At 52.3% G+C, this 19594-nt stretch carries 14 protein-coding genes; 11 read left to right on the forward strand and 3 right to left on the reverse strand.

Going from position 1 to position 19594, the window contains the following annotated elements:
* Positions 1 to 7 precede the first annotated feature (7 nt).
* From OHJ21_RS26500 to OHJ21_RS26530, 7 genes are all read left to right on the forward strand, one after another.
* Positions 8 to 2584: a DUF5696 domain-containing protein gene (locus OHJ21_RS26500; RefSeq protein WP_486021590.1), complete on the forward strand. Its 2577-nt coding sequence runs from the start codon at positions 8 to 10 to the stop codon at positions 2582 to 2584.
* Positions 2581 to 3480: a carbohydrate ABC transporter permease gene (locus OHJ21_RS26505; RefSeq protein WP_326115557.1), complete on the forward strand. Its 900-nt coding sequence runs from the start codon at positions 2581 to 2583 to the stop codon at positions 3478 to 3480. Before OHJ21_RS26500 ends, OHJ21_RS26505 begins: the two co-directional genes overlap by 4 nt.
* Before the next feature lie 48 nt (positions 3481 to 3528).
* Positions 3529 to 4524: a carbohydrate ABC transporter permease gene (locus OHJ21_RS26510; protein WP_100540593.1), complete on the forward strand. Its 996-nt coding sequence runs from the start codon at positions 3529 to 3531 to the stop codon at positions 4522 to 4524.
* Between the two features lie 210 nt (positions 4525 to 4734).
* Complete coding sequence (locus tag OHJ21_RS26515) at positions 4735 to 5751, forward strand: glycosyl hydrolase (protein ID WP_486021591.1); 1017 nt, start codon at positions 4735 to 4737, stop codon at positions 5749 to 5751.
* Positions 5752 to 5911: 160 nt separating this feature from the next.
* Positions 5912 to 8470 (forward strand): beta-mannosidase, encoded by a 2559-nt coding sequence (locus OHJ21_RS26520; protein WP_486021592.1) that lies wholly within the window; start codon positions 5912 to 5914, stop codon positions 8468 to 8470.
* 78 nt (positions 8471 to 8548) lie between these two features.
* Positions 8549 to 8683: a hypothetical protein gene (locus tag OHJ21_RS26525; RefSeq protein WP_279300483.1), complete on the forward strand. Its 135-nt coding sequence runs from the start codon at positions 8549 to 8551 to the stop codon at positions 8681 to 8683.
* Positions 8684 to 8781: 98 nt separating this feature from the next.
* Positions 8782 to 9324: an alpha/beta hydrolase gene (locus OHJ21_RS26530; protein WP_326117241.1), complete on the forward strand. Its 543-nt coding sequence runs from the start codon at positions 8782 to 8784 to the stop codon at positions 9322 to 9324.
* A 463-nt stretch (positions 9325 to 9787) separates the two neighbouring features.
* Here the strand turns inward: OHJ21_RS26530 and OHJ21_RS26535 are convergent, their stop codons facing one another.
* The 3 genes from OHJ21_RS26535 to OHJ21_RS26545 all read right to left on the reverse strand — a co-directional run bounded on the left by OHJ21_RS26535 (position 9788) and on the right by OHJ21_RS26545 (position 14653).
* Positions 9788 to 11608: an ABC transporter substrate-binding protein gene (locus tag OHJ21_RS26535; protein WP_100540596.1), complete on the reverse strand. Its 1821-nt coding sequence runs from the start codon at positions 11606 to 11608 to the stop codon at positions 9788 to 9790.
* An 80-nt stretch (positions 11609 to 11688) separates the two neighbouring features.
* Complete coding sequence (locus tag OHJ21_RS26540; RefSeq protein ID WP_326115547.1) at positions 11689 to 13197, reverse strand: ABC transporter permease; 1509 nt, start codon at positions 13195 to 13197, stop codon at positions 11689 to 11691.
* Positions 13198 to 13210: 13 nt separating this feature from the next.
* Entirely contained in the window at positions 13211 to 14653 is a 1443-nt protein-coding gene (locus OHJ21_RS26545; RefSeq protein WP_100540598.1) for an ABC transporter permease, read from the reverse strand.
* Between the two features lie 147 nt (positions 14654 to 14800).
* Here OHJ21_RS26545 and OHJ21_RS26550 point away from each other — a divergent pair, with 147 nt between their 5' ends.
* The 4 genes from OHJ21_RS26550 to OHJ21_RS26565 all read left to right on the forward strand — a co-directional run bounded on the left by OHJ21_RS26550 (position 14801) and on the right by OHJ21_RS26565 (position 19537).
* Positions 14801 to 16543 carry an ABC transporter ATP-binding protein gene (locus OHJ21_RS26550; RefSeq protein ID WP_100540599.1) on the forward strand — a complete coding sequence of 581 codons (1743 nt, stop codon included), beginning with the start codon at positions 14801 to 14803 and terminating at the stop codon, positions 16541 to 16543.
* 334 nt (positions 16544 to 16877) lie between these two features.
* Entirely contained in the window at positions 16878 to 17513 is a 636-nt protein-coding gene (locus OHJ21_RS26555) for an SGNH/GDSL hydrolase family protein (protein ID WP_100540600.1), read from the forward strand.
* Positions 17514 to 17695: 182 nt separating this feature from the next.
* A complete protein-coding gene (locus OHJ21_RS26560; protein ID WP_486021593.1) occupies positions 17696 to 18232 on the forward strand; it encodes a GNAT family N-acetyltransferase in 537 nt (178 codons plus the stop codon).
* Positions 18233 to 18415: 183 nt separating this feature from the next.
* Positions 18416 to 19537: a sugar ABC transporter substrate-binding protein gene (locus OHJ21_RS26565; protein ID WP_100540602.1), complete on the forward strand. Its 1122-nt coding sequence runs from the start codon at positions 18416 to 18418 to the stop codon at positions 19535 to 19537.
* Positions 19538 to 19594: the final 57 nt, after the last annotated feature.

The following is a 19594-nucleotide window of genomic DNA, read 5'->3' on the forward strand; positions in this document are numbered from 1 at the left end:
GTGGGCCGTGAAAAAAAGAAAATGGCTGTACACGGTGCTTGCATGTACCGTTATAACGTGCATGGCTGCGAGCTTTCTGTTCTACGTGTACCGGGGAGCACCGGCGGTGGACGTGGCGGCTTACCGTACCGCGGCAGCCGAGCCGACGCCGGGCGGTGAGCTGACCGTCCTGAACGATTCGACGGATGGCGTACCCGGTATGGATCTGGTAGCGGAGACGGCGGCGCTTGCCCTGTATTATCATCCGGAAACGACCGAGGTAGCGGTTCGGGATAAGCGGAGCGACACGGTATGGTACAGCAATCCGCCAGACCGGATGGAGGACGGAATTGCCTCGCCGTTTGAGAAGGAAGTGCTATCTTCGCAATTGACGCTGACGTTCCGGGATGAGATCGGCACGCTTGAGACCTATCCGAATTATACGTGGAGTGTGATGAACGGGAACTATACGGCGGAAAGCTTGGACAACGGAATTCGAGTCACGTATACGCTGGGAGATGTGTCGCTCGGGATCGATGCCTTGCCGAAATACATCTCGCAGGACCGGCTGCAGGAGAAGGTGATCAGCAAGCTGGATGAGTCCCTGGCGAGATACGTTCAGGCCCGGTACTACCCCTTGAAGGATAACCCTGCGATGCTGGAGCGATTGGATGACCAGATCAAGAAAGAGCTGGTGCTGAAAAAAATGCTGGGGGCGTTTGAACAAGCGGGCTACACCGCGGAGGATCTTGCCTACGATAACGAAGCGGGTGGAGGAGCGGCCGCAAGCGCCTCTTCGAAACCGCAGTTCAAGGTTCCGCTCGAATACAGGCTGGAAGAGGATTCGCTGATCGTTTCCATACCGCTTGATCAGGTAACGGAAAGTGAGAGCCACCGTTTGCGCAGCGTGGAGCTGCTTGGCTATTTCGGAGCGGCGGGCTCGAAGGCCGAGGGATACATGCTGGTGCCGGACGGCAGCGGCAGCCTGATTAAGCTGAATAACGGCAAAGTGAAGGAAGAGCAGTACGTGCAGCGAATATACGGCACCGATCCGAATAATAACAGCAGCAGCCGCGGGCAAGTGGCGGAGCAGGCACGGCTGCCTGTGTTCGGCATGAAGAGCGGCGATCGCGGCTGGTTTGCCGTGATTGAAGAAGGCGACGCCATCGCGAGCGTGTCCGCCGATATCGGCGGGAAGCAGAACTCGTACAATCATATATTCAGCAGCTTTGCCTTGCGCGGCGAGGATATGCTGGAGCTATACACCGGCAGCACGATACAGGAGATCCAGCTGCTGAATGACAAGCTCTACAACGGAAAGCTGTCCGTAAGATACCGTTTCCTGTCCGGCGACGAGGCCAGCTACTCGGGCATGGCCCGCTTATATCAGGAAACGCTTGTGGAGGAAAACAAGCTGGCTCCCCTGGAAGAAGCGGAGGGCATCCCGTTCTATCTCGATATGCTGGGAAGCGTGGATAAACGGAAATCTTTTCTGGGCGTGCCGTATGATGCCGTCGTCTCGATGACCACCTTCGAGCAGGCAGGCGAGATTGCCGCTCTTCTGAAAGGCGAGGGCATCGCCAATCTTCGAATGCGTTACCTCGGATGGTTTGGCAAAGGCGTCCATCACAAAACTCCGGTGAAGGTAAAGACAGACAGCGTCGTTGGAAGCGCCGCCGGGCTGAAGGCACTGTCCAAGCAATTGCAGGACGCCGGCGGCGGGTTGTACCCGGATATCGCCTTCCAGCATGTCTACCATGACGATGGGGCGTTTACGCCGTCATCCGATGCATCCCGTTACGTGACCAGGGAAACGGCAGCGCTGCATCCGTATGATCGGAACACGAACCGGATGGACTCGTATTACGGCACGTACAACCTGATGTCGCCGGCGAAGCTTCCCTATTACGTGGAACGATTTGCGGGGCAATATGAACGGTTTGGCATGGGGGCCGTGTCATTGCGGGACCTGGGCGATATCCTGAGCTCCGATTACCGGGTGCAGCGGGTGGTTTTCCGAGAAACCGCGAAGTTTATCGTGACGGATCAGCTCCAGAAGCTGCATGAGGCCTACCCGGATACGATGGTTTCCGGTGCCAATGCATACAGCTGGCCTTATGCCAGCCACGTGATTGATGTACCGTCGTCGAGCAGCGGATTTGGGCTGACAGATGAGGAAGTCCCCTTTTATCAAATGGTCATTCACGGATATCTGGATTATGCAGGGGCATCGGTCAATAACCTGAATGAGCAAAACCTGCGCAAGCAGCTTCTGCAGTCGCTGGAATTCGGATCGGCTCCACACTTTCTGTGGTCTTATGAGCCAAGCTCGAAGCTGAAGTACACGCGTTTCGATGACATGTACGCCACCCATTACAAGGATTGGTTCGATGAGGCGGTTTCCTTGTATCAAGAGCTAAGAGAGGTGCTGGCGCCGCTCCGGACGCAGCGGATAGTGGAGCATATACGGCATGCTGACGGCGTCGTTGAAGTGAGGTATGAGAGCGGCACGTCGATTCTGATCAATTATACCGATCAAGCCGTCGATGTGAACGGAACTCTAGTGGGACCGCAAAATTATGCCGTAGGGGGTGACCGGGCATGAAAATGAGATTGTCCCTGACTCAGAAAAGATCCATGCTCGGCCTGCTCTTCATCGCGCCATGGCTGATCGGTTTCATATTTCTGTTTGCCGGACCCCTGTTACAGTCGATTCTGTTCAGCTTCAGTAAATTGAACATTTCCCCCACAGGCTATGAACTGGAGTCGGTTGGATGGAGCAATTTCAACACGGCGCTGTTCGTGGACGCGAATTTCAACCGAATCTTGACGGAATCGATACTGGGCATGGTGGTGGACGTTCCGTTGATCTTGTTTTTCAGTTTGTTCTCGGCCGTTCTGCTGAATCAGAAATTCAGGGGGAGAGCCCTTGCCAGGGCGATTTTCTTCCTGCCGGTCATCCTGGCGTCAGGCGCGATTTCCGCAGCGGAAACCTCGGGTTTGATCAATCTGGTCGGAAACGCGACGGTGGCGGAGGAGCTCGGGCAAGCCTCCGGGCAATTCAATGTGCTGTCGATGGTGCGCATTTTATCCGAGGCCGGATTTCCGATTACCGTAACCGAGTATATTATCGGGGCCGTCATGAGGATCTACGATATCATCAGCAGCTCGGGCGTGCAGATTCTGATCTTTCTTGCAGCCTTGCAGGCCGTGCCGGGCTCGATGTATGAGGTGGCGAAGATCGAAGGGGCTACCGCCTATGAATCCTTTTGGAAAATCACGTTTCCGATGGTGAGCCCGCTCATCCTGACAAACATGATTTATACCATCATTGATTCGTTTGCAGACAGCACGGTGACCCGGACGATTTACGAGACAGCCTTCAAGACGCAGAATTTCGGACTCAGTGCCGCGATGGCGTGGCTGTATACCATCGTCATCAGCGTGCTGCTGATTATCATGGGGATCATCGTATCGAGGAAAACCTTTTATCAAAATTAATGGCAAAGAGATTCCTGACTGACGGGTGCAGGAAAAAAGGAGGTCCGTATGGCATCGATTCGGGATCGCTCGGACGAAGCGGCTCAGGAACGAATGAACCGGTTCAAGAACAAGGCGCTGCCTATCCTATGGGCGGTGTTCCGCTACCTGCTGATCATCGGCATCACATTCATCATCATCTATCCGATCATCTCCAAGTTCTCCGTCGCGTTCAAAGACAAACAGGATATTTATAATCCGACGATTTACATGATTCCGGTGCATTTCACGTTGGATAACTTCAAGCTCGTGCTCGACTTGCTGGATTATTGGCCGCTGCTGCTTCATACGATGATTTACGTATTCATCACGATGCTGCTGACCACGATGTCGACCGCGCTTGCCGGGTATGGCTTTGCCAGGTTCACCTTTCCGGGAAGCAACCTGCTCTTCGGCCTGGTGGTGCTGACGATCCTGATCCCGATGAGCACGCTGATGGTACCGATGTATTTGCACTTTCGCAGCTTCGATATTTTGGGGCTGGTTCACTTGTTTACCGGAAAAGAGGGTATCAATCTGTTAAACAGCTATTGGCCCTCGATCATTACTTCGGCTACGGCCACCGGGCTAAAGGCTGGACTGTTCATTTATATCTTCCGTCAATTTTTCCGGGGGCTGCCGAAGGAGATTGAGGAGGCGGCGTTGATCGACGGTGCAGGCGGGATCAAGACGTTTTTTGCGATTATGCTTCCCAATGCGATCCCGCCGCTCATTACGGTGACGCTGTTCTCGTTCGTTTGGCAGTATAACGACACCTTCTATACCTCGCTTTTTATGAGCGAACAGTCCCTCATGCCGCTGAAAATCGCTTCACTGCCGGCGGACGCGAACCAGTTTCTCCCGGCTCTGATGGGGCTCGGCTCATCGGCCAAGGCCGATCCGAACTATGTGGCACTCGTGGTGGATACGGGGATATTGCTGGCCATTCTGCCGCTGATCGGATTGTATCTGTTCGTGCAGCGCCATTTTGTGGAGAGCGTGGAGCGTACGGGGGTTGTCGGGTAGAAGCTGCTGAGGATGGATGTCGTGTTGCAGGATAGATATTGTATTGCAAGATAGGTGCCGTGTGCGCAGGATGAGTGGAGGGCGTGAGTTAGGTATCGTGCTTGCCTGATAGGTATCCTGCTGGAATTGGGCTGTGCCATTTGGGTTACGGTGAAGGAAATCTGTAGGTTCTTTCATCCATACGGCAATTACAGGATAGGAGTGAATCGCATGACAAAAGCAAGCAGCACCCGCTATGAGGTCCAACCGGACTTGATCAACCCGGCCGCTTCCGATGAAGCGAAACGGTTAATGGGCTATCTGTGCAGCATTTACGGCAAGCGGATGCTGACCGGGCAGCAGATTGGCGTTGTGCTAACGCCGGAGTTCGAGATGATCCACGAGGTCACGGGCAAATACCCGGCCGTCGGCGGGTTCGATTTCATGAATTACTCCCCATCCCGGGTGGAGCGAGGGGCCGAGCGTCAAGATACGGATCTGGCGATGAAGTGGTGGAAGCGCGGCGGGATTGTGACCTTCTGCTGGCATTGGAATGCCCCGAAGGATCTGATCGATTTGCCGCCGGATCGGACCTGGGGCCGAGGCTTTTACACCAATGCGACAACCTTTGATATCGCAAGGGCGATGTCGGAGCCTTCGTCGGAAGAGTATGGCCTTATCCTCCGGGATATCGATACGATCGCTGTCGAGCTCAAACGTCTGCAGGATGCCGGCATTCCGGTGCTGTGGAGACCGCTTCACGAGGCCTCCGGCGGGTGGTTCTGGTGGGGGGCCAAAGGCCCCGAGCCTTGCATTGCGCTCTGGAAGCTGATGTACGAACGCATGACGCATCACCACGAATTGAACAACCTGATCTGGGTATGGAACGGGCAGCACAAGGATTGGTATCCGGGTGATTCCTACGTTGATATCATCGGGGAGGACATTTATCCGCCTGCCCGGGATTACAGCTCGCAATCCGAACGGTTCCGCAGGGCATTATCGTATACGGACACGAGGAAAATCATTGCCCTGACCGAGAACGGCGTCATACCCGACCCCGATCTCATGCAGGCAGACGGATGCCCGTGGGCATGGAATTGCACGTGGTATGGAAACTTTGTGTTCACAGGGGAAGGAAATAACCGGAGGTATTCCGAAGAGTATACGGATGAGTTGCAGCTGATTCGCACCTATCATCATCCGTTTACCGTCACGCTGGATGAACTTCCGGATCTGAAAGGCTGACGGCTTGATCTGTAAGGCATGCCAGTTGTAGGCCGCTGCCGCTCGCCGGGAAGCTGATCGTAGCGTGGAGAACAAGCTGATACGCGAAAGAAGCCATATCTGTATGGAGTATGACCCGAACCGCATCAAAATCAATATATAGAGATGGAGAGAGACTATCATGAATTTTAACGTTATGACTTTAAATCAATGGAACTTCAAAGCTTGCGACGAATCCGAGTGGCTGCCGGCCCAGGTGCCGGGCTGCGTTCACACGGACCTGCTGAAGAATGGCATCATCCCCGATCCCTTCTACGGGACGAATGAGCATGACCTGCAGTGGATCGATAAGAAGGATTGGGAATATGAGACGTCGTTTGATGTGGATTCGAATCTGAGCGCCCAATCCCGCATCGAACTCGTATTCGACGGATTGGATACCTACGCGGATGTGTACGTGAACGGGGCCAAGGTGCTTTCCGCCGATAATATGTTTCGTTCATGGCGGATCGATGTGAAATCGCAGCTCAAGGATTCGGGAAATGTGATTAAAATCCGCTTCCGTTCCCCTATCCAGGAGGATCTGCCGAAGCTTGAGAAGCTCGGATATCCGCTGCCTGCTTCGAATGACCAGTCCGAGGTTGGCGGGATGGGCGACCAGAAAGTGAGTATTTTTGCCCGGAAAGCGCCTTATCATTACGGCTGGGATTGGGGACCGCGCTTCGTGACCAGCGGGATCTGGCGGGAGGCCAGGCTAGAGGCTTGGTCCGAAGTCAGGCTGGATGATTTGTTTATTCGCCAGGATGAGGTTACGGCAGAAATGGCCAGGGTCACGGCCGTTGCCTCCATTGCGGCGGAGCATGCTTGGCAAGGCGTGCTTCGGGTAAGTGCAGGCGGCCAGACATGGGAACAGGATGTTCGGCTGGAAGAGGGCCGTCATTCGGTTGAATTGAGCCTTGCGCTTGCGGAGCCGAAGCTGTGGTGGTGCCGCGGCCTGGGCGAGCCTCATCTGTATTCGTTCCATGCCGAGCTGGTGGAAGCAGAACGAACCGTTGCGGAGAAAAAGGTTCGAACCGGCCTGCGCAGCGTGAAGCTCGTTCGGGAACAGGATAACCGCGGTACTTCCTTTTACATTGAGCTCAATGGGACGCCCGTGTTTGCCAAAGGGGCAAACCATATCCCGAATGACAGCTTCATAACGGAAGTGACGGCGGAGCGTTACCGTCATGAAATTGCGTCCGCAGCGGAGTCCAACATGAACATGCTGCGCGTATGGGGCGGCGGTATTTATGAAGAGGACGTATTCTACGATCTCTGTGATGAATACGGACTCATGGTATGGCAGGACTTCATGTTCGCTTGCAGCATGTATCCGGGCGATGAGGCGTTTCTGGAGAACGTCCGGCTGGAAGCGGAGGAGAACCTGATCCGGCTGCGGAATCATCCGAGCATCGTGCTCTGGTGCGGCAACAACGAGATAGATTCCGCTTGGGCGCACTATGAAGAGAAGGCCGGTTGGGGCTGGAAGCAGCAATATACCGAAGAACTCCGCGAAAAGATCTGGAGCGACTACGAAAAGGTATTCCACGGAATTCTGCCGGAGGCTGTAACCGGTTATGCACCTGGAGCAGAGTACTGGCCTTCATCTCCGCTGGTATCGCTCAGCCATGATAAAGAGCAGCATGCCAATCCGTCCACAACGAGCGGAGATATCCATTACTGGGGCGTGTGGCATAACACGGAGCCGTTTGATAACTACAATGTTTATGTTGGCCGATTCATGAGCGAATATGGGTTCCAGTCCTTCCCGGAACCGAAGACGGTCCGCACATACGCGGAAGATAGCGATATGGAGCTGGAGTCCAAGGTCATGCTGGCGCACCAGAAGAACGGTGCCGGCAACCGCTTGATCAAGACTTACATGGATCAATATTATAACGAGCCGAAGGATTTTGAAGCTTTCCTGCATATGAGCCAAATTCAGCAGGGCGAAGCGATGAAGATGGCGATTGAAGCCCATCGCCGCAACAAACCGTACTGCATGGGCACCTTGTATTGGCAGATGAATGACTGCTGGCCGGTCGCTTCGTGGGCGGGCATGGATTACCTCGGCAGATGGAAAGCACTGCAGTATGTGGCTAAGCGCAGCTTCCGGGATGTCAGTGTCACGATCGAATCCAAGGAACAAGAGATCATCGTCCATCTCGTATCCGATATTTCAGAAGCGGTCCAGGGCACACTGAAGATTCAGTTATTCGATTTTAACGGAAAAGAGCTCTATATATCCGAGCAGCCGATCCGTGCGGAAGAGCAGGCGTCCCTCGTCGTATTCCGCGCGGTGGCCGATGAGCTGCTTGGCGGACATGATGCATCCCAGGTCGTGCTCCTGGCGCAATTGCTTCAGGATGGAGACGTGATTGACAGTAAAACATTCTATTTCGTGAATGACAAGCATCTTCGTCTGCACAGCCCGACCATCAGCATAAAAGAAGTCGAGGGAAGCGACGGCACGACGTTTGTGCTGGAGAGCAGTGTGCTCGCCCGCCACGTATGGCTGTCCTCGGAAGCGGAAGGCTTCTACAGCGATAACTTCCTCGACCTGATTCCAGGCATCCCGATGACCGTTTCCTTCAGCCGCCGCGATGACGGCGAGCAGGCATTCGTACCGGGCAAGCCAGGCCGGGTCATGGTTCGGTCCATGGCCGATTGTATCGATCCGTCGATGGTGCTGACGGTTTAATTCATCCTATAATCGATCCGCTAAAAAGAGCCGCTCCTTCAACCGTTTCTGGTGAAGGGGCGGTTTTGTTTATCTTAGATGGAGTACCACGTAGATTTGAGGCTGATAGAGAACGAATCCTCGCTGCTTGATCTTAAGCATGATTACCAAGTGGGGGCGTTTCCGGGTAAGATGCAAGGAATTAACCCGTTCCAATTAAATGTCAGCAAATGAAAAGAAGTCGAACCCCTCTCCATAGGATATTCTAGGTTGGTACACATCCTGTTGGACATGCTCATACCCATAAGCAAGGATCGGGAAGGAGACTGAACATGAAAAAACAAGTTTTGTTCATCCATAGCGCAGGACCCCAAGGTCCTAACCAAGGAAGCCGTGGCTTGATCGCCCATCTACAAGAACAGCTCGGGGAAGTTTACCATATCTTATCCCCCGGCATGCCGGATCCGGATTACATTCCGTGGAAAACGCAGATCGCCAATGAAATCAAGGCATGGGATGGGGAGGTGCTGCTCATAGGTCATTCCCTAGGCGGCTCCGTGCTACTGAAATATCTTTCGGAAGAAGACTGTCAGCTAACCGTCTCTGGACTGTTTTTGATCGCCGCCCCCTATTGGGAGAAAGACGACGATTGGCGGAGTGAAGATTTTAGATTGCCTGATTCTTTCGCCACCATGCTGCCTCGCATATCCAGTCTGTACCTGTACCACAGCCGCCACGATCCCGTGGTGCCTTTCGCGCACGCTCAGCACTACGCGAAGCAACTCCCCCAAGCTGTCACCCGAGAATACGAGGGCGACGATCACTATTTCTGCGAGGGCTTGCCCGAGCTTGTAGATGATATCAAGCGCCTGTAATCCAAGGCATCAATCTTGGTAAGCCCCCTGTATATGTTAATTACAGGGGGGCTTCCTCTCACTCCCCCCTCCCCAAAAAAAGGCGAGAGTAGCTGCGCCGCGGCTATCATTCGTCCCTTTTTATGGCTAATGTGAGATGTATCGAAACATGAGCTAACAACGGACTACTTAAGGTAGTGCTCCAGCGGAGAAGGCGGAATGATTCTGGAGAAGCGGGTAGCGGTCTCCTGAAAGCTTTCTGAAAGAAAGCTGCATCGTAAGCGTAAACCGCCCCCGGATTTCTACTTTGGCCCATTCATTCATAGAAATCTGGGGGCAACAGAGATCGGAAGAATCATCCGCATGCGGAGCGATGCAAAGAACTACCTGTTCCATTGCGATGCTATTGGAGCAAGAAGTGGCGCATATAAACCTCGCATCAAAAAAAGACGACATCAGCTTTTCGCTAATGTCGTCCTCTTTTTTACTTGCTCGCTTTATATGCGCTCAAGAATTCCTTCACCTTCGCCGGATCGGCGACCAACTCGTTGCCAGTTTTTACGATTGGGCTGACGGTGGAGTAGGCTTTGATTTTGTTGTTGTTGTAGTATGTCAGGATCTCATCCTGGTTGATGGAGTAGAGCACCGCTCTTCTCAGATCGTCGCTTGTTGCTACATCACGGTTTTTCGTGTTGAACAGCAAGTAGGAGACGGCGTTGCTTTCGATGGTTTGCAGCTTCAGCTTGCTGTCGCCTTTAACCACATCGTATTTCGTTTCAGGCACGCCATAGTACAGGTGAATTTCGCCGCTGCGAAGTGCGGAGAGCGTGCTGTCCGCATCCTTGATAAAGCGAACTTTCACTTGCTCGATTTTCGGTTCGTGCTCCGTGCCCTTCATGTAGCCAGGGTTTTTGAAGAAGGTGGCTTCATAGTCCGTTTTGGAAGACAGGATGTACGGACCGCTGGCATACAGCGTATTATTGTATTTGTCGCCTTCGGTTACCGTATTTTGGTCGCCGTAAGGGATGTCTTTGTTCACGTCGAATTTCTCAACGTCATACGTGTTGATGGACTCGACCTGTTTCTTCGACACGATACCGGCCGATTGGTGAGCCAGGTAGTTCAATACTTGCGGGAACGGCTCGGTTGTCGTCAATTTAATGACTTGGTACTTACCGTCTTTGGTGCTTGCTTGGTTCTTGTCATCAACAAGGGAAGTGATCTTGGTATCCAAGCCGGCTTCCAGAGCATCCTTGACGCTTTCGCTGCCGCCGGATACTTTGGTGTTCTCCAGTGCGCTCAAATCCGTTACAGCTTCAACCGTGTTGATGTGCTCGTGAAGCGTGTAGGTACGATGATCAGGCACTGAATTTTTGTCTTTGGCTCTGTTCATGGAGAAGATGACATCGTCGGCGCCTACGCGCTCGCCGGAATCTTCAGCTTTTTTGTTCGTGATTTTGGCAAAGTTAATATCGTCTCTAAGAATGAAGTAGTATTCCGAGTTGCCTTCGCCAATGGCATGGTTATAAGACAGCGATCCTTCGGATGTGATTTTGTCATCATCGGTCAGGTTGATCAGACGTACGTTCATGTTGGTGTTGATGATGTTGATGGAACCGTCATTACCCTTGATCGGATCAAGAGAGGTCAGTTCAGAGATCGATTGGGACAGAATCAGCGGCTGCGTAGCACGCTTGGATTGGTCTTTGAAATCAACGGCTTCCCAAGGAAGGGAACGGGATTTCGAAAGACGGACCGAATTCTCGTCCAGCACGTCCTTGTTGAACGCTTGGCTCTTCAAGGAAATGTACAGTGGAGCGATGTAAGCTTTGTCTGTAACAAGACGTTGCTCCAGCTGTTTGTAGGTTTCAACAGCGTCTTCAGGCGTTTGCGTAGCTGCTTGGTCGATCAGCTTGTCCACTTCTTCGTCGGACATGATGCTGTAGTCGCCGCCGGTTTTGAACAGGGAACGAACGGCATAGTCAGGGTTACCCGTAACGGTAGTCCAGCTGGACAGCGCGACGTCGTAGTTGCCGGCATCCTGTTGTGCCTTGAAGCTGCCGTAGTCCGGCTGCAGATTCAGCTTCACGTTGAAGCCGTTCTTCGTGAGCTGGTCGCGAATGATGTTAACATCCGATTCGTTAGAGCTCATGCCGAGCAGTTCGATATTAACAGCAGATGTGTCCGTGGCTGTATCCGCTGGTTCTTGCTGATTTTGCTGTGCATCATCTTTGGTTGTTACGTTGCATCCGGCCAGTACGATGACTAGCGTGAGAAACAGTAACAGCAAGGAACTCTTTTTCATTGGTGATACCCTCCTGAGTTGTATATATATATAAAATATTTTTTGAAACCATTAGTTAGTGTGCCAAGGGCACCGAAGCATTAATCCAGCTTAGGATCAAGGGCATCCCGGAGTCCGTCGCCAAGGAAGTTGAAGGACAGGACAAGCGCGATGATGGCTAGACCCGGATAAATGGCCAAGTAGGAATGCGTCTCAAGATACGTGCTTCCGATCTTAAGGATATTGCCCCATTCCGGGATGTGCGGCTCAACGCCGAGACCCAGATAACTCAAGCTGCTCGTCGAGATGACGGCTGCACCGATGGTTAGCGTGGATTTCACAATCATGGGTGCAAGCGAGTTAGGAACGATATGCTTGAATATAATCGAAAAATTGCTGGAGCCGAAGGCTCTGGCCGCATCGACGTATTCAAAGGTGGAGACGAGGAGCACATTCGCCCTCATGGTTCTTGCATAAGTCGGTATAGCGCCTACGCTGAGTGCCAGGATGAGATTGACGGTGTTGGCTCCGAATGCAGCAATAATCGCAATGGCGAGCAAGATGCCCGGAATGGCGTACAGCACATCCAGCAAACGCATGATGATGTTATCGGTATGGCGGCCATAGTAGCCGGAGATGGCACCGAGAACACCGCCGATGACAACCGGGATGGCTGTAGAAGCAAATCCGACAATCAGCGAGATCCGGGCTCCGAATACGATTCGGGAGAACAAATCCCGGCCGAAGTTGTCCGTACCGAAAGGGTACACCAGGCTTGGCGGCTGCAGAATGGCGCTGTAGTTGTTATCGATCGCAATGCTGTAATCGAAGGTAAACAGACTGGTTACCGATAGACAGAACAGGAAGATCACGAAGAACAGTCCGGACATAGCTGTCGAGTTGGCAGTAAGCTTCACCCACACGTCACCCCAGCGGGTCATCGCCGGATTACCGTTCTTGCGTATCTTCGCAAGCAGGTTGATGCCGAGCACCAGAGCAAAAATATTGCCCGTTACCGCAGTCAGTATGATTGGAAAGGCAAGCCAGCTCAATACGGGGTGCGCGTAATTCGCTTTGACGTACCTGGCAACAAGGATAAGCGCGATCAGCTGAATGACGGCTACAACCAGAAGCACGGCCATCGCCGGCAGAAACGTATTCGAGACGTAAGGCTTGAACAGGTTCAGCGCCGATATCGCGATGACAAACAGCTGGGTTAACAGCATGTAGACGGCAATCGTATATTCGGGAGGCTTCTGCTTTTTAATCAGATTGAAACCGAAAGTGACGGTAAACAGATTTCCCGTGACAATGCTCAGCAGCTGAATGTAACCCAGGATCCTCGTCGAGCGCCGGATTTCTCCCTGGCTTTGAAGATCTCTTCGGATCAACAGCGTAATGATAATCTGAATGATGGTAAACAATGCGTATACCGCAAAGGCGGTGAACACCCACGGTTTAATGGTTCCCCCAGTGAAATCAAAGCTGTTCAGAAGCAGGATCACCGTTAAGGTCAAAGAAATAACCCATGTGAAGCTGGCTTGACTGTACTCGTGTGAGGATTTCAGCTGGTGTTTGGTTTCTTGTTTAGAAAGAAGCTTCTTGATCATGAGTACACCTGCTTTAGTATTGTTTCATCTTGGATCTGATCCGTGGATCGAAGAACGCGTACAAGATATCAATGATGACGTTCACCAGCGATATGGTAATGGCGGTGTACACTACGCCGCCCATAATGGCCGGAATGTCAGGGATGAATTGTTTATCGACGATGTAGCTGCCGATACCGCTGATGTTGAATACCTTCTCCGTAACGGCAGAGCCGCCGAGCATCCCGCCGAACTGAAGTCCGATGACGGTAATGATCGGAATGATGGCGTTGCGGACAGCATGCTTCATCAGGATGGTACCCTTGCTGAGCCCCTTCGCTCTGGCTGTTATCATGTAATCTTCATTAATAACTTCCAGCGTTGAGGAGCGCGTCATTCTCGCTACTGAAGCGGTAAGTCCTGTACCGAGCACGATCACCGGCATGATCATGGACAACCAGTTCTCCGGATTAAAGGTGGCAGGGAGCCACTGCAGCTTGATCGAGAAATTCAGGATGAAGATCAGTCCCTGCCAGAAATTCGGAATGGACAGCCCGATCAGCGCGATAAACATAAACGTATAGTCAAAAAACGAATTCGGTCTCGTAGCCGAGATAATCCCGATCGGCAATGCGATCACAATCGCGATAATCAGGGAAATGACCGTAAGCGTCAGCGTAATCGGGAACTTTCTGGCGATGCTTGAGGTAATCTCTTCATTGCCCGAGAAGGATTTGCCGAGATCGAAGTAGGCAATTCCTTTAATGTTGTTCCACAGCTGCGTGAGATAGCCCTGATCCAGTCCGTGCATTTTGTTAAAAGCCGCGATCTGTTCCGGTGTTGCCGTCTCGCCCAGGATGTTGGCTGCAGGGTTGAACGGCGACAAGTGGAGAATCGTAAAGACGAGCACCGCTACGCCAAAGATAACGAAGACCGTCATCACGAGTCTCTCCAGAATATATTTCAGGTAAGGATTGCTGTACAAAAAAATAAGGATGTACATCAGCAAGCCTGGAATAAGTGATATAATGAAGAACAACGGATTCTCGATAAGAGAACCAAACGTATCGGCCATGGTCAACCGTTTACGGTTGTTCAGCTTCAGTTCCTTGGCGGTCCGTTCCTTGAGGACTTCCTGGAACCTTGCTTCTACGATCTTGTCGACTTCCTGCCGGAGCTGCCCCTCATTGACTTTTTGCTTGAAAAAGTCGTGCTTGCGTTTCTGCTGCTCCATCATCTCGGAGCGTAGGGCCTCCAGATATCCGGCAGCCAGCATCTCGCTGCGTATGCGGTTCTCCGCCGCTGTGTAGTCGTCCTTCTTTCTCTGAACCAAATAAAATAGGAAGACCACGAGATTCACGGGCGCTCCCAATAATAATAGTAAGTATCTATAAGAAGGATTCAGAAGGATCTTACTGTATGTGCTACTTATCAAACCTATGAGTCTGTTTGGTCTTGCTGCTTCTGTCCCCCCCATAAGCTGCCTTTCCTCCTTGTTTCAAATTGCATTATTCCGAGTGATATAGTATATTTTATTTTAGCCTATTTTAAAAGTCAATAGATTATAAGAGTTGTAGATGATATTACTTTAATGACATAAATGCATAATGGCAGGTGAGCAGAGTTGGAACCGATATTGCAGGTTAAAAATTTGAGTGTAGCCTTTCAATCCCGTGATTCAGAATTTCACGCGGTGCGTGGGGTCAGCTTTGAAGTGAAGAAAGGGGAGACTCTCGGGATCGTTGGAGAATCCGGGAGCGGCAAAAGCGTCACGGCGCGCTCGATCATGCGGCTGCTGCCGTCTCCGCCTTCCTATATGAAGGATGGGGAGATCCTGTTCCTTGGCCAGAACCTGGCGGAGAAAACCGAGAAAGAGATGGAGAGCATCCGCGGACGCGATATCGGGATGATTTTTCAGGATCCGATGACTTCGCTTAATCCGACGATCCGAATCGGGGAACAAATATCGGAGAGCCTGGTGAAACACCAGAAGCTGTCCAAGCAGGAAGCGAAGAAGCAGGCGCTTGAGATGCTGAAGCTGGTCGGCATACCGAACAGCGAAGCGCGCTATAACCAGTACCCGCATGAGTTCTCGGGCGGCATGCGGCAGCGCGTGATGATTGCCATCGCCCTGGCGTGCAGACCTGCGCTGCTGATTGCGGATGAGCCTACAACGGCGCTTGACGTAACCATTCAGGCCCAGATCCTTAATTTGATGAAAAATATGCAGGAGCGCTTCGGTTCTTCCATTATATTGATCACGCATGACCTCGGCGTCGTTGCAGGCATGTGCGACCGCGTGGCGGTGATGAAGGACGGCGTGATTGTGGAAACGGGAACGACGGAGGAAATCTTCGAGAATCCTCAGCATCCCTATACTTTGAAGCTGTTAAACGCGCTTCCGCGTCTGGACGAGAAGAAGAAAGCAAAGCCTGCGCCGATCATCGTGCCAAGCACGGATTACAAAGGACCGCTGTTAGAGGTTAAGTCTTTGAAGCAATATTTTGATATGGGCAAAGGGAATGTGCTTAAAGCGGTGAATGATATCAGCTTTCACATTCAGGCAGGGGAAACGCTCGGGGTCGTCGGGGAATCCGGAAGCGGTAAATCGACGACGGGACGAGCTATCCTTCGCCTTCATCAGCCGACCGGTGGAGAAGTGCTGTATCAGGGAATGTCCGTGAATCGCCTATCCCCTTCGGAAATGAAGGCCATGCGGCGCCATATGCAGATGATTTTCCAGGATCCGTATGCTTCGCTCAACCCGAGATTGAAGGTGGTGGACATTATCGGCGAAGCGCTGGATGTTCACAAATTGACCGGCAGTAAGCAGGAGCGGAAGAAACGGGTCGAGGAGCTGCTGGATATGGTCGGATTGGATCCGGCGTATGCCACGCGCTATCCGCATGAATTCTCCGGCGGTCAGCGCCAGCGGATCGGGATTGCCCGGGCGCTGGCGGTGGAGCCGAAATTCATCGTGTGCGATGAGCCGCTCTCCGCGCTCGACGTGTCGATCCAATCGCAGATCGTGAAGCTGCTGGAAGAGCTGCAGCACCGTCTGGGCTTGACCTATCTGTTTATTGCGCATGACCTGTCGATGGTGAAGCATATCAGTGATCGCGTTGCCGTTATGTATATGGGCAAAATCGTGGAGCTGGCGGAAAGCGAAGAGCTGTACTCCAATCCCCAGCATGATTATACGAAGTCTTTACTCGCGGCGATTCCGGTACCCGATCCGAAGATCGAGTCCAAGAAGAAACGGGTACTGTTGGAAGAGCGCACCGGAGAGGACAAATATAATCTCGAGCATTCGGAGCTTGTGGAAGTATCGGAGGGCCACTGGGTGGCCATGCCGACCGGAGCCTAATCGAACCATACTAGAACCTGTCCCGACCGAAGTCGGGGCAGGTTTTTTTATGAGATAATAAGGATCTGCTTCAGAGGTCGACCATCCTGAACTCGCAAGAAAAACTTCCGCTAGATGCCGTCTGTCTTCCGGGAAAGTACGTTGATAGACGTTTTTCTCATCCAACGGGATTCCAAAAAAATTCGGTCATAATCGATGATTTGCATGGTTTATAAAAAGGAATTGAGCCCTGTACGGCAAATATTTAAATGTTAGGAAGCGTTCTCACGAGACATGAGCCTACGAATTTCCAATGGTACGCACAATAGCAACATACCGATGAGGAGGAAGTGGAATGAATCGTTTGCAGCAAGGGGATGTCGTATTATTTCAAGGGGACAGCATTACGGATTGCGGTCGTGACCGGAACTTTTCCGGCAGCTTGGGGAACGGCTACCCGCTATTGATCGACTCGTTGTTCGGCATGAAATTTCCTGAGTTAAACGTAACCTTTTTGAATAGAGGGATCAGCGGAAACCGGGTTGTCGACTTGAATGACAGATGGCAGGAGGATTGCCTGGACCTGAAACCGGACTGGGTATCCATCTATATCGGCATCAATGACACTTGGCGCCGGTATGACAGCGGGGACCCGACGAGCACCGAGGATTATAAAGCCGGCTACCGTAAATTGATCGAACGCACTAAAGGGGCACTGGACGCCAAGCTGATTCTGGTTGAACCGTTCGTGCTGCCGCATCCGGAGGATCGCAGATTATGGCGCGAGGATCTGGATCCGAAAATCACGGCCGTTCGCGAATTGGCGGTGGAATACGGAGCGCTGCTGGTGCCGCTGGACGGATTGTTCGCTGCTGCGTCGGTACGCCGCGAAGCTGCCTTCTGGGCGCCGGACGGCGTGCATCCGTCACCTGCCGGACACGGCCTGATTGCGAAGGCTTGGCTCGAAACAATGGGCATTCGTTTGGATTAACAGATTTAAGAGCCGAAGTTAGAGGCAACCAACTCGGGATTATCTTGAACGGCTTATCAATTAGAAAGAGCTCGGGCGTGAATCACTGCGTCCCGAAGCTCTTTTTAAATAAGATTTGAACTTAGAGTATGAAATAGGGGCTTGGAACTACCGATACATATATAAACAAAGGGGATGACGTTATGCTGTATGGGCAACGGGTAATTCTCAGACCAGTCGTCGAAGAGGATTGGGAGCAACGATATCAATGGCTTACGGATTCTGAAGTGAGTTCTACACTGCCATCCGGTACCGGGGTGCCTTTAACCCCGGCAACCGTGAAGAAACGGACACAGAAATATGCGGAGGGTGACCCGTCAGGTGCATATTTCACTGTGCTCAACCAGGACGGGAAGCCGCTCGGCAATGCTCAGTTGTTCAAGATCGATCCTTGGGCGCGCAAAGCGGAATTCGGGATATGGATCGGAGATAAAAGCGTGTGGGGACAAGGCTACGGCACGGAGGTTACGCAAGTCCTCGTTCAGTTCGCTTTTGAGAGACTGAATTTGCACAAGGTGTATCTTACCGTGGATGCTACCAATGCCGGCGCAATTCGGTGTTATGAAAAAGCCGGTTTTCAGCGGGACGGAATTCTGCGTGATGAAGCGTATAAGAACGGCTCGTATGTGGATCGTATTCTGATGAGTTTGCTTCATTCTGAATATGTCGTAAGGGCCTGACTTTTTTTGAAAATGAAAGCTTCTCGGAAGCCGAACGAGAGTTAGAAATCACTTTCATTTTTTTTGCCTATGTGGTGTAATGCATTAAAGCGGAAAAATAATGGTTGACGCCTCCAGTTAAATCCTATAGGATTACTTGTATTAATATTTGTCCTTTTTACGGAAAACAGGGGGAGAGAGAACATGAAAGGCAGTAAACATGTAAGGAAATTAACGACGCTGGTGCTCGCGTTTATGATCGTCTTAACCGGATGTGCCGAATCGGGCAGCGGCGGCGGCAGCGGGGCAGGCAATCTGGCGGACAAGGTCGAGAACCTGCCGGCAGGCATTGCCGAAAAGGATCCGGTGAAATTGATGGTCGTCCGGAAAATCGGGGGCGATGATCATACGGCGCAATTTTTGGCAGGTGCGAAACAGGAAGGCGAAGCTCTCGGGTTTAAGGTAGATACCTTCTCGGCGAACGGAGACTCCGCCAAATTCCACGATGCGATCGCACAAGCCATTGACAGCGACTACGATGGATTTATCATATCGCATGGCGACGATCCTGCATCGGTGCAGGACGTAAAGAAGATTACCGAAAAAGGAATTCCGGTCGTCACATTTGACTCCTTGCCAGAGATCGGCGACATTGCAGGGGTAACCCAGACCTCGCAGGATGACGAGCAGCTCGCGAAGCTGGCGCTGGACAAGCTGGTTGAAGAGCAAGGGCCGGAAGCCAACATTGTCTATCTATGGGTAGACGGATTCCCTCCGATGGTACGACGCAATGCCGTATATCAGGAAACGCTGAAGAACAATCCGGGCATCAAGGAAGTGGAGCGTTTCGGCGTAGCGAGCGACCAGACTTCCCTGGAAACGCAAAATGCGGTATCCGCCATCCTAACGAAATATCCGAAGGGCGAAATCGATGCAATCTTCGCAACCTGGGATGCATTCGCCATCGGCGCAGCCAGAGCGCTGGAGGAAGCGGGACGCACCGAGGTTAAGATTTACGGCATCGACGTATCCAACGCAGACCTGGAGCTGATCCAGAAGCCGGACAGCCCTTGGGTAGCTACAGCGGCCGTAGACCCGAAAACGATCGGCGCGATCAACGTTCGCTTGCTGGCTAAGAAGATTGCCGGCGAGGAAACACCTGCTACGCATAATCTGGAGCCTGTATTGATCGAGCGCTCCGACCTTGCGGGTGCAGCTGAAGCGGTCAACATGGTCAACCTGGCGGATATTATCCCTAGCTGGGGGACAAGCACCGAATTCGAAGAGGATTGGATGAAGGCGTTGAAAGAAGCCAGCGGCAAATAAACAGCAATATTCATACAGGCGCTCTTATCGGTCATCGATAGGGGCGCCCTATCCTAT

It is taken from the genome of Virgibacillus sp. LDC1, from assembly GCF_025792345.1.
Lineage (GTDB): Bacteria > Bacillota > Bacilli > Paenibacillales > Paenibacillaceae > Paenibacillus_AQ > Paenibacillus_AQ lautus.

Coding starts and splice junctions, on each gene's coding strand:
- OHJ21_RS26545 (WP_100540598.1), bottom strand. CDS start 14,653: ATGGGGGGGACAGAAGCAGCAAGACCAAACAGACTCATAGGTTTGATA.
- OHJ21_RS26540 (WP_326115547.1), bottom strand. CDS start 13,197: ATGATCAAGAAGCTTCTTTCTAAACAAGAAACCAAACACCAGCTGAAA.
- OHJ21_RS26510 (WP_100540593.1), top strand. CDS start 3,529: ATGGCATCGATTCGGGATCGCTCGGACGAAGCGGCTCAGGAACGAATG.
- OHJ21_RS26530 (WP_326117241.1), top strand. CDS start 8,782: ATGAAAAAACAAGTTTTGTTCATCCATAGCGCAGGACCCCAAGGTCCT.
- OHJ21_RS26535 (WP_100540596.1), bottom strand. CDS start 11,608: ATGAAAAAGAGTTCCTTGCTGTTACTGTTTCTCACGCTAGTCATCGTA.
- OHJ21_RS26525 (WP_279300483.1), top strand. CDS start 8,549: ATGGAGTACCACGTAGATTTGAGGCTGATAGAGAACGAATCCTCGCTG.
- OHJ21_RS26515 (WP_486021591.1), top strand. CDS start 4,735: ATGACAAAAGCAAGCAGCACCCGCTATGAGGTCCAACCGGACTTGATC.
- OHJ21_RS26505 (WP_326115557.1), top strand. CDS start 2,581: ATGAAAATGAGATTGTCCCTGACTCAGAAAAGATCCATGCTCGGCCTG.
- OHJ21_RS26565 (WP_100540602.1), top strand. CDS start 18,416: ATGAAAGGCAGTAAACATGTAAGGAAATTAACGACGCTGGTGCTCGCG.
- OHJ21_RS26560 (WP_486021593.1), top strand. CDS start 17,696: ATGCTGTATGGGCAACGGGTAATTCTCAGACCAGTCGTCGAAGAGGAT.
- OHJ21_RS26555 (WP_100540600.1), top strand. CDS start 16,878: ATGAATCGTTTGCAGCAAGGGGATGTCGTATTATTTCAAGGGGACAGC.
- OHJ21_RS26520 (WP_486021592.1), top strand. CDS start 5,912: ATGAATTTTAACGTTATGACTTTAAATCAATGGAACTTCAAAGCTTGC.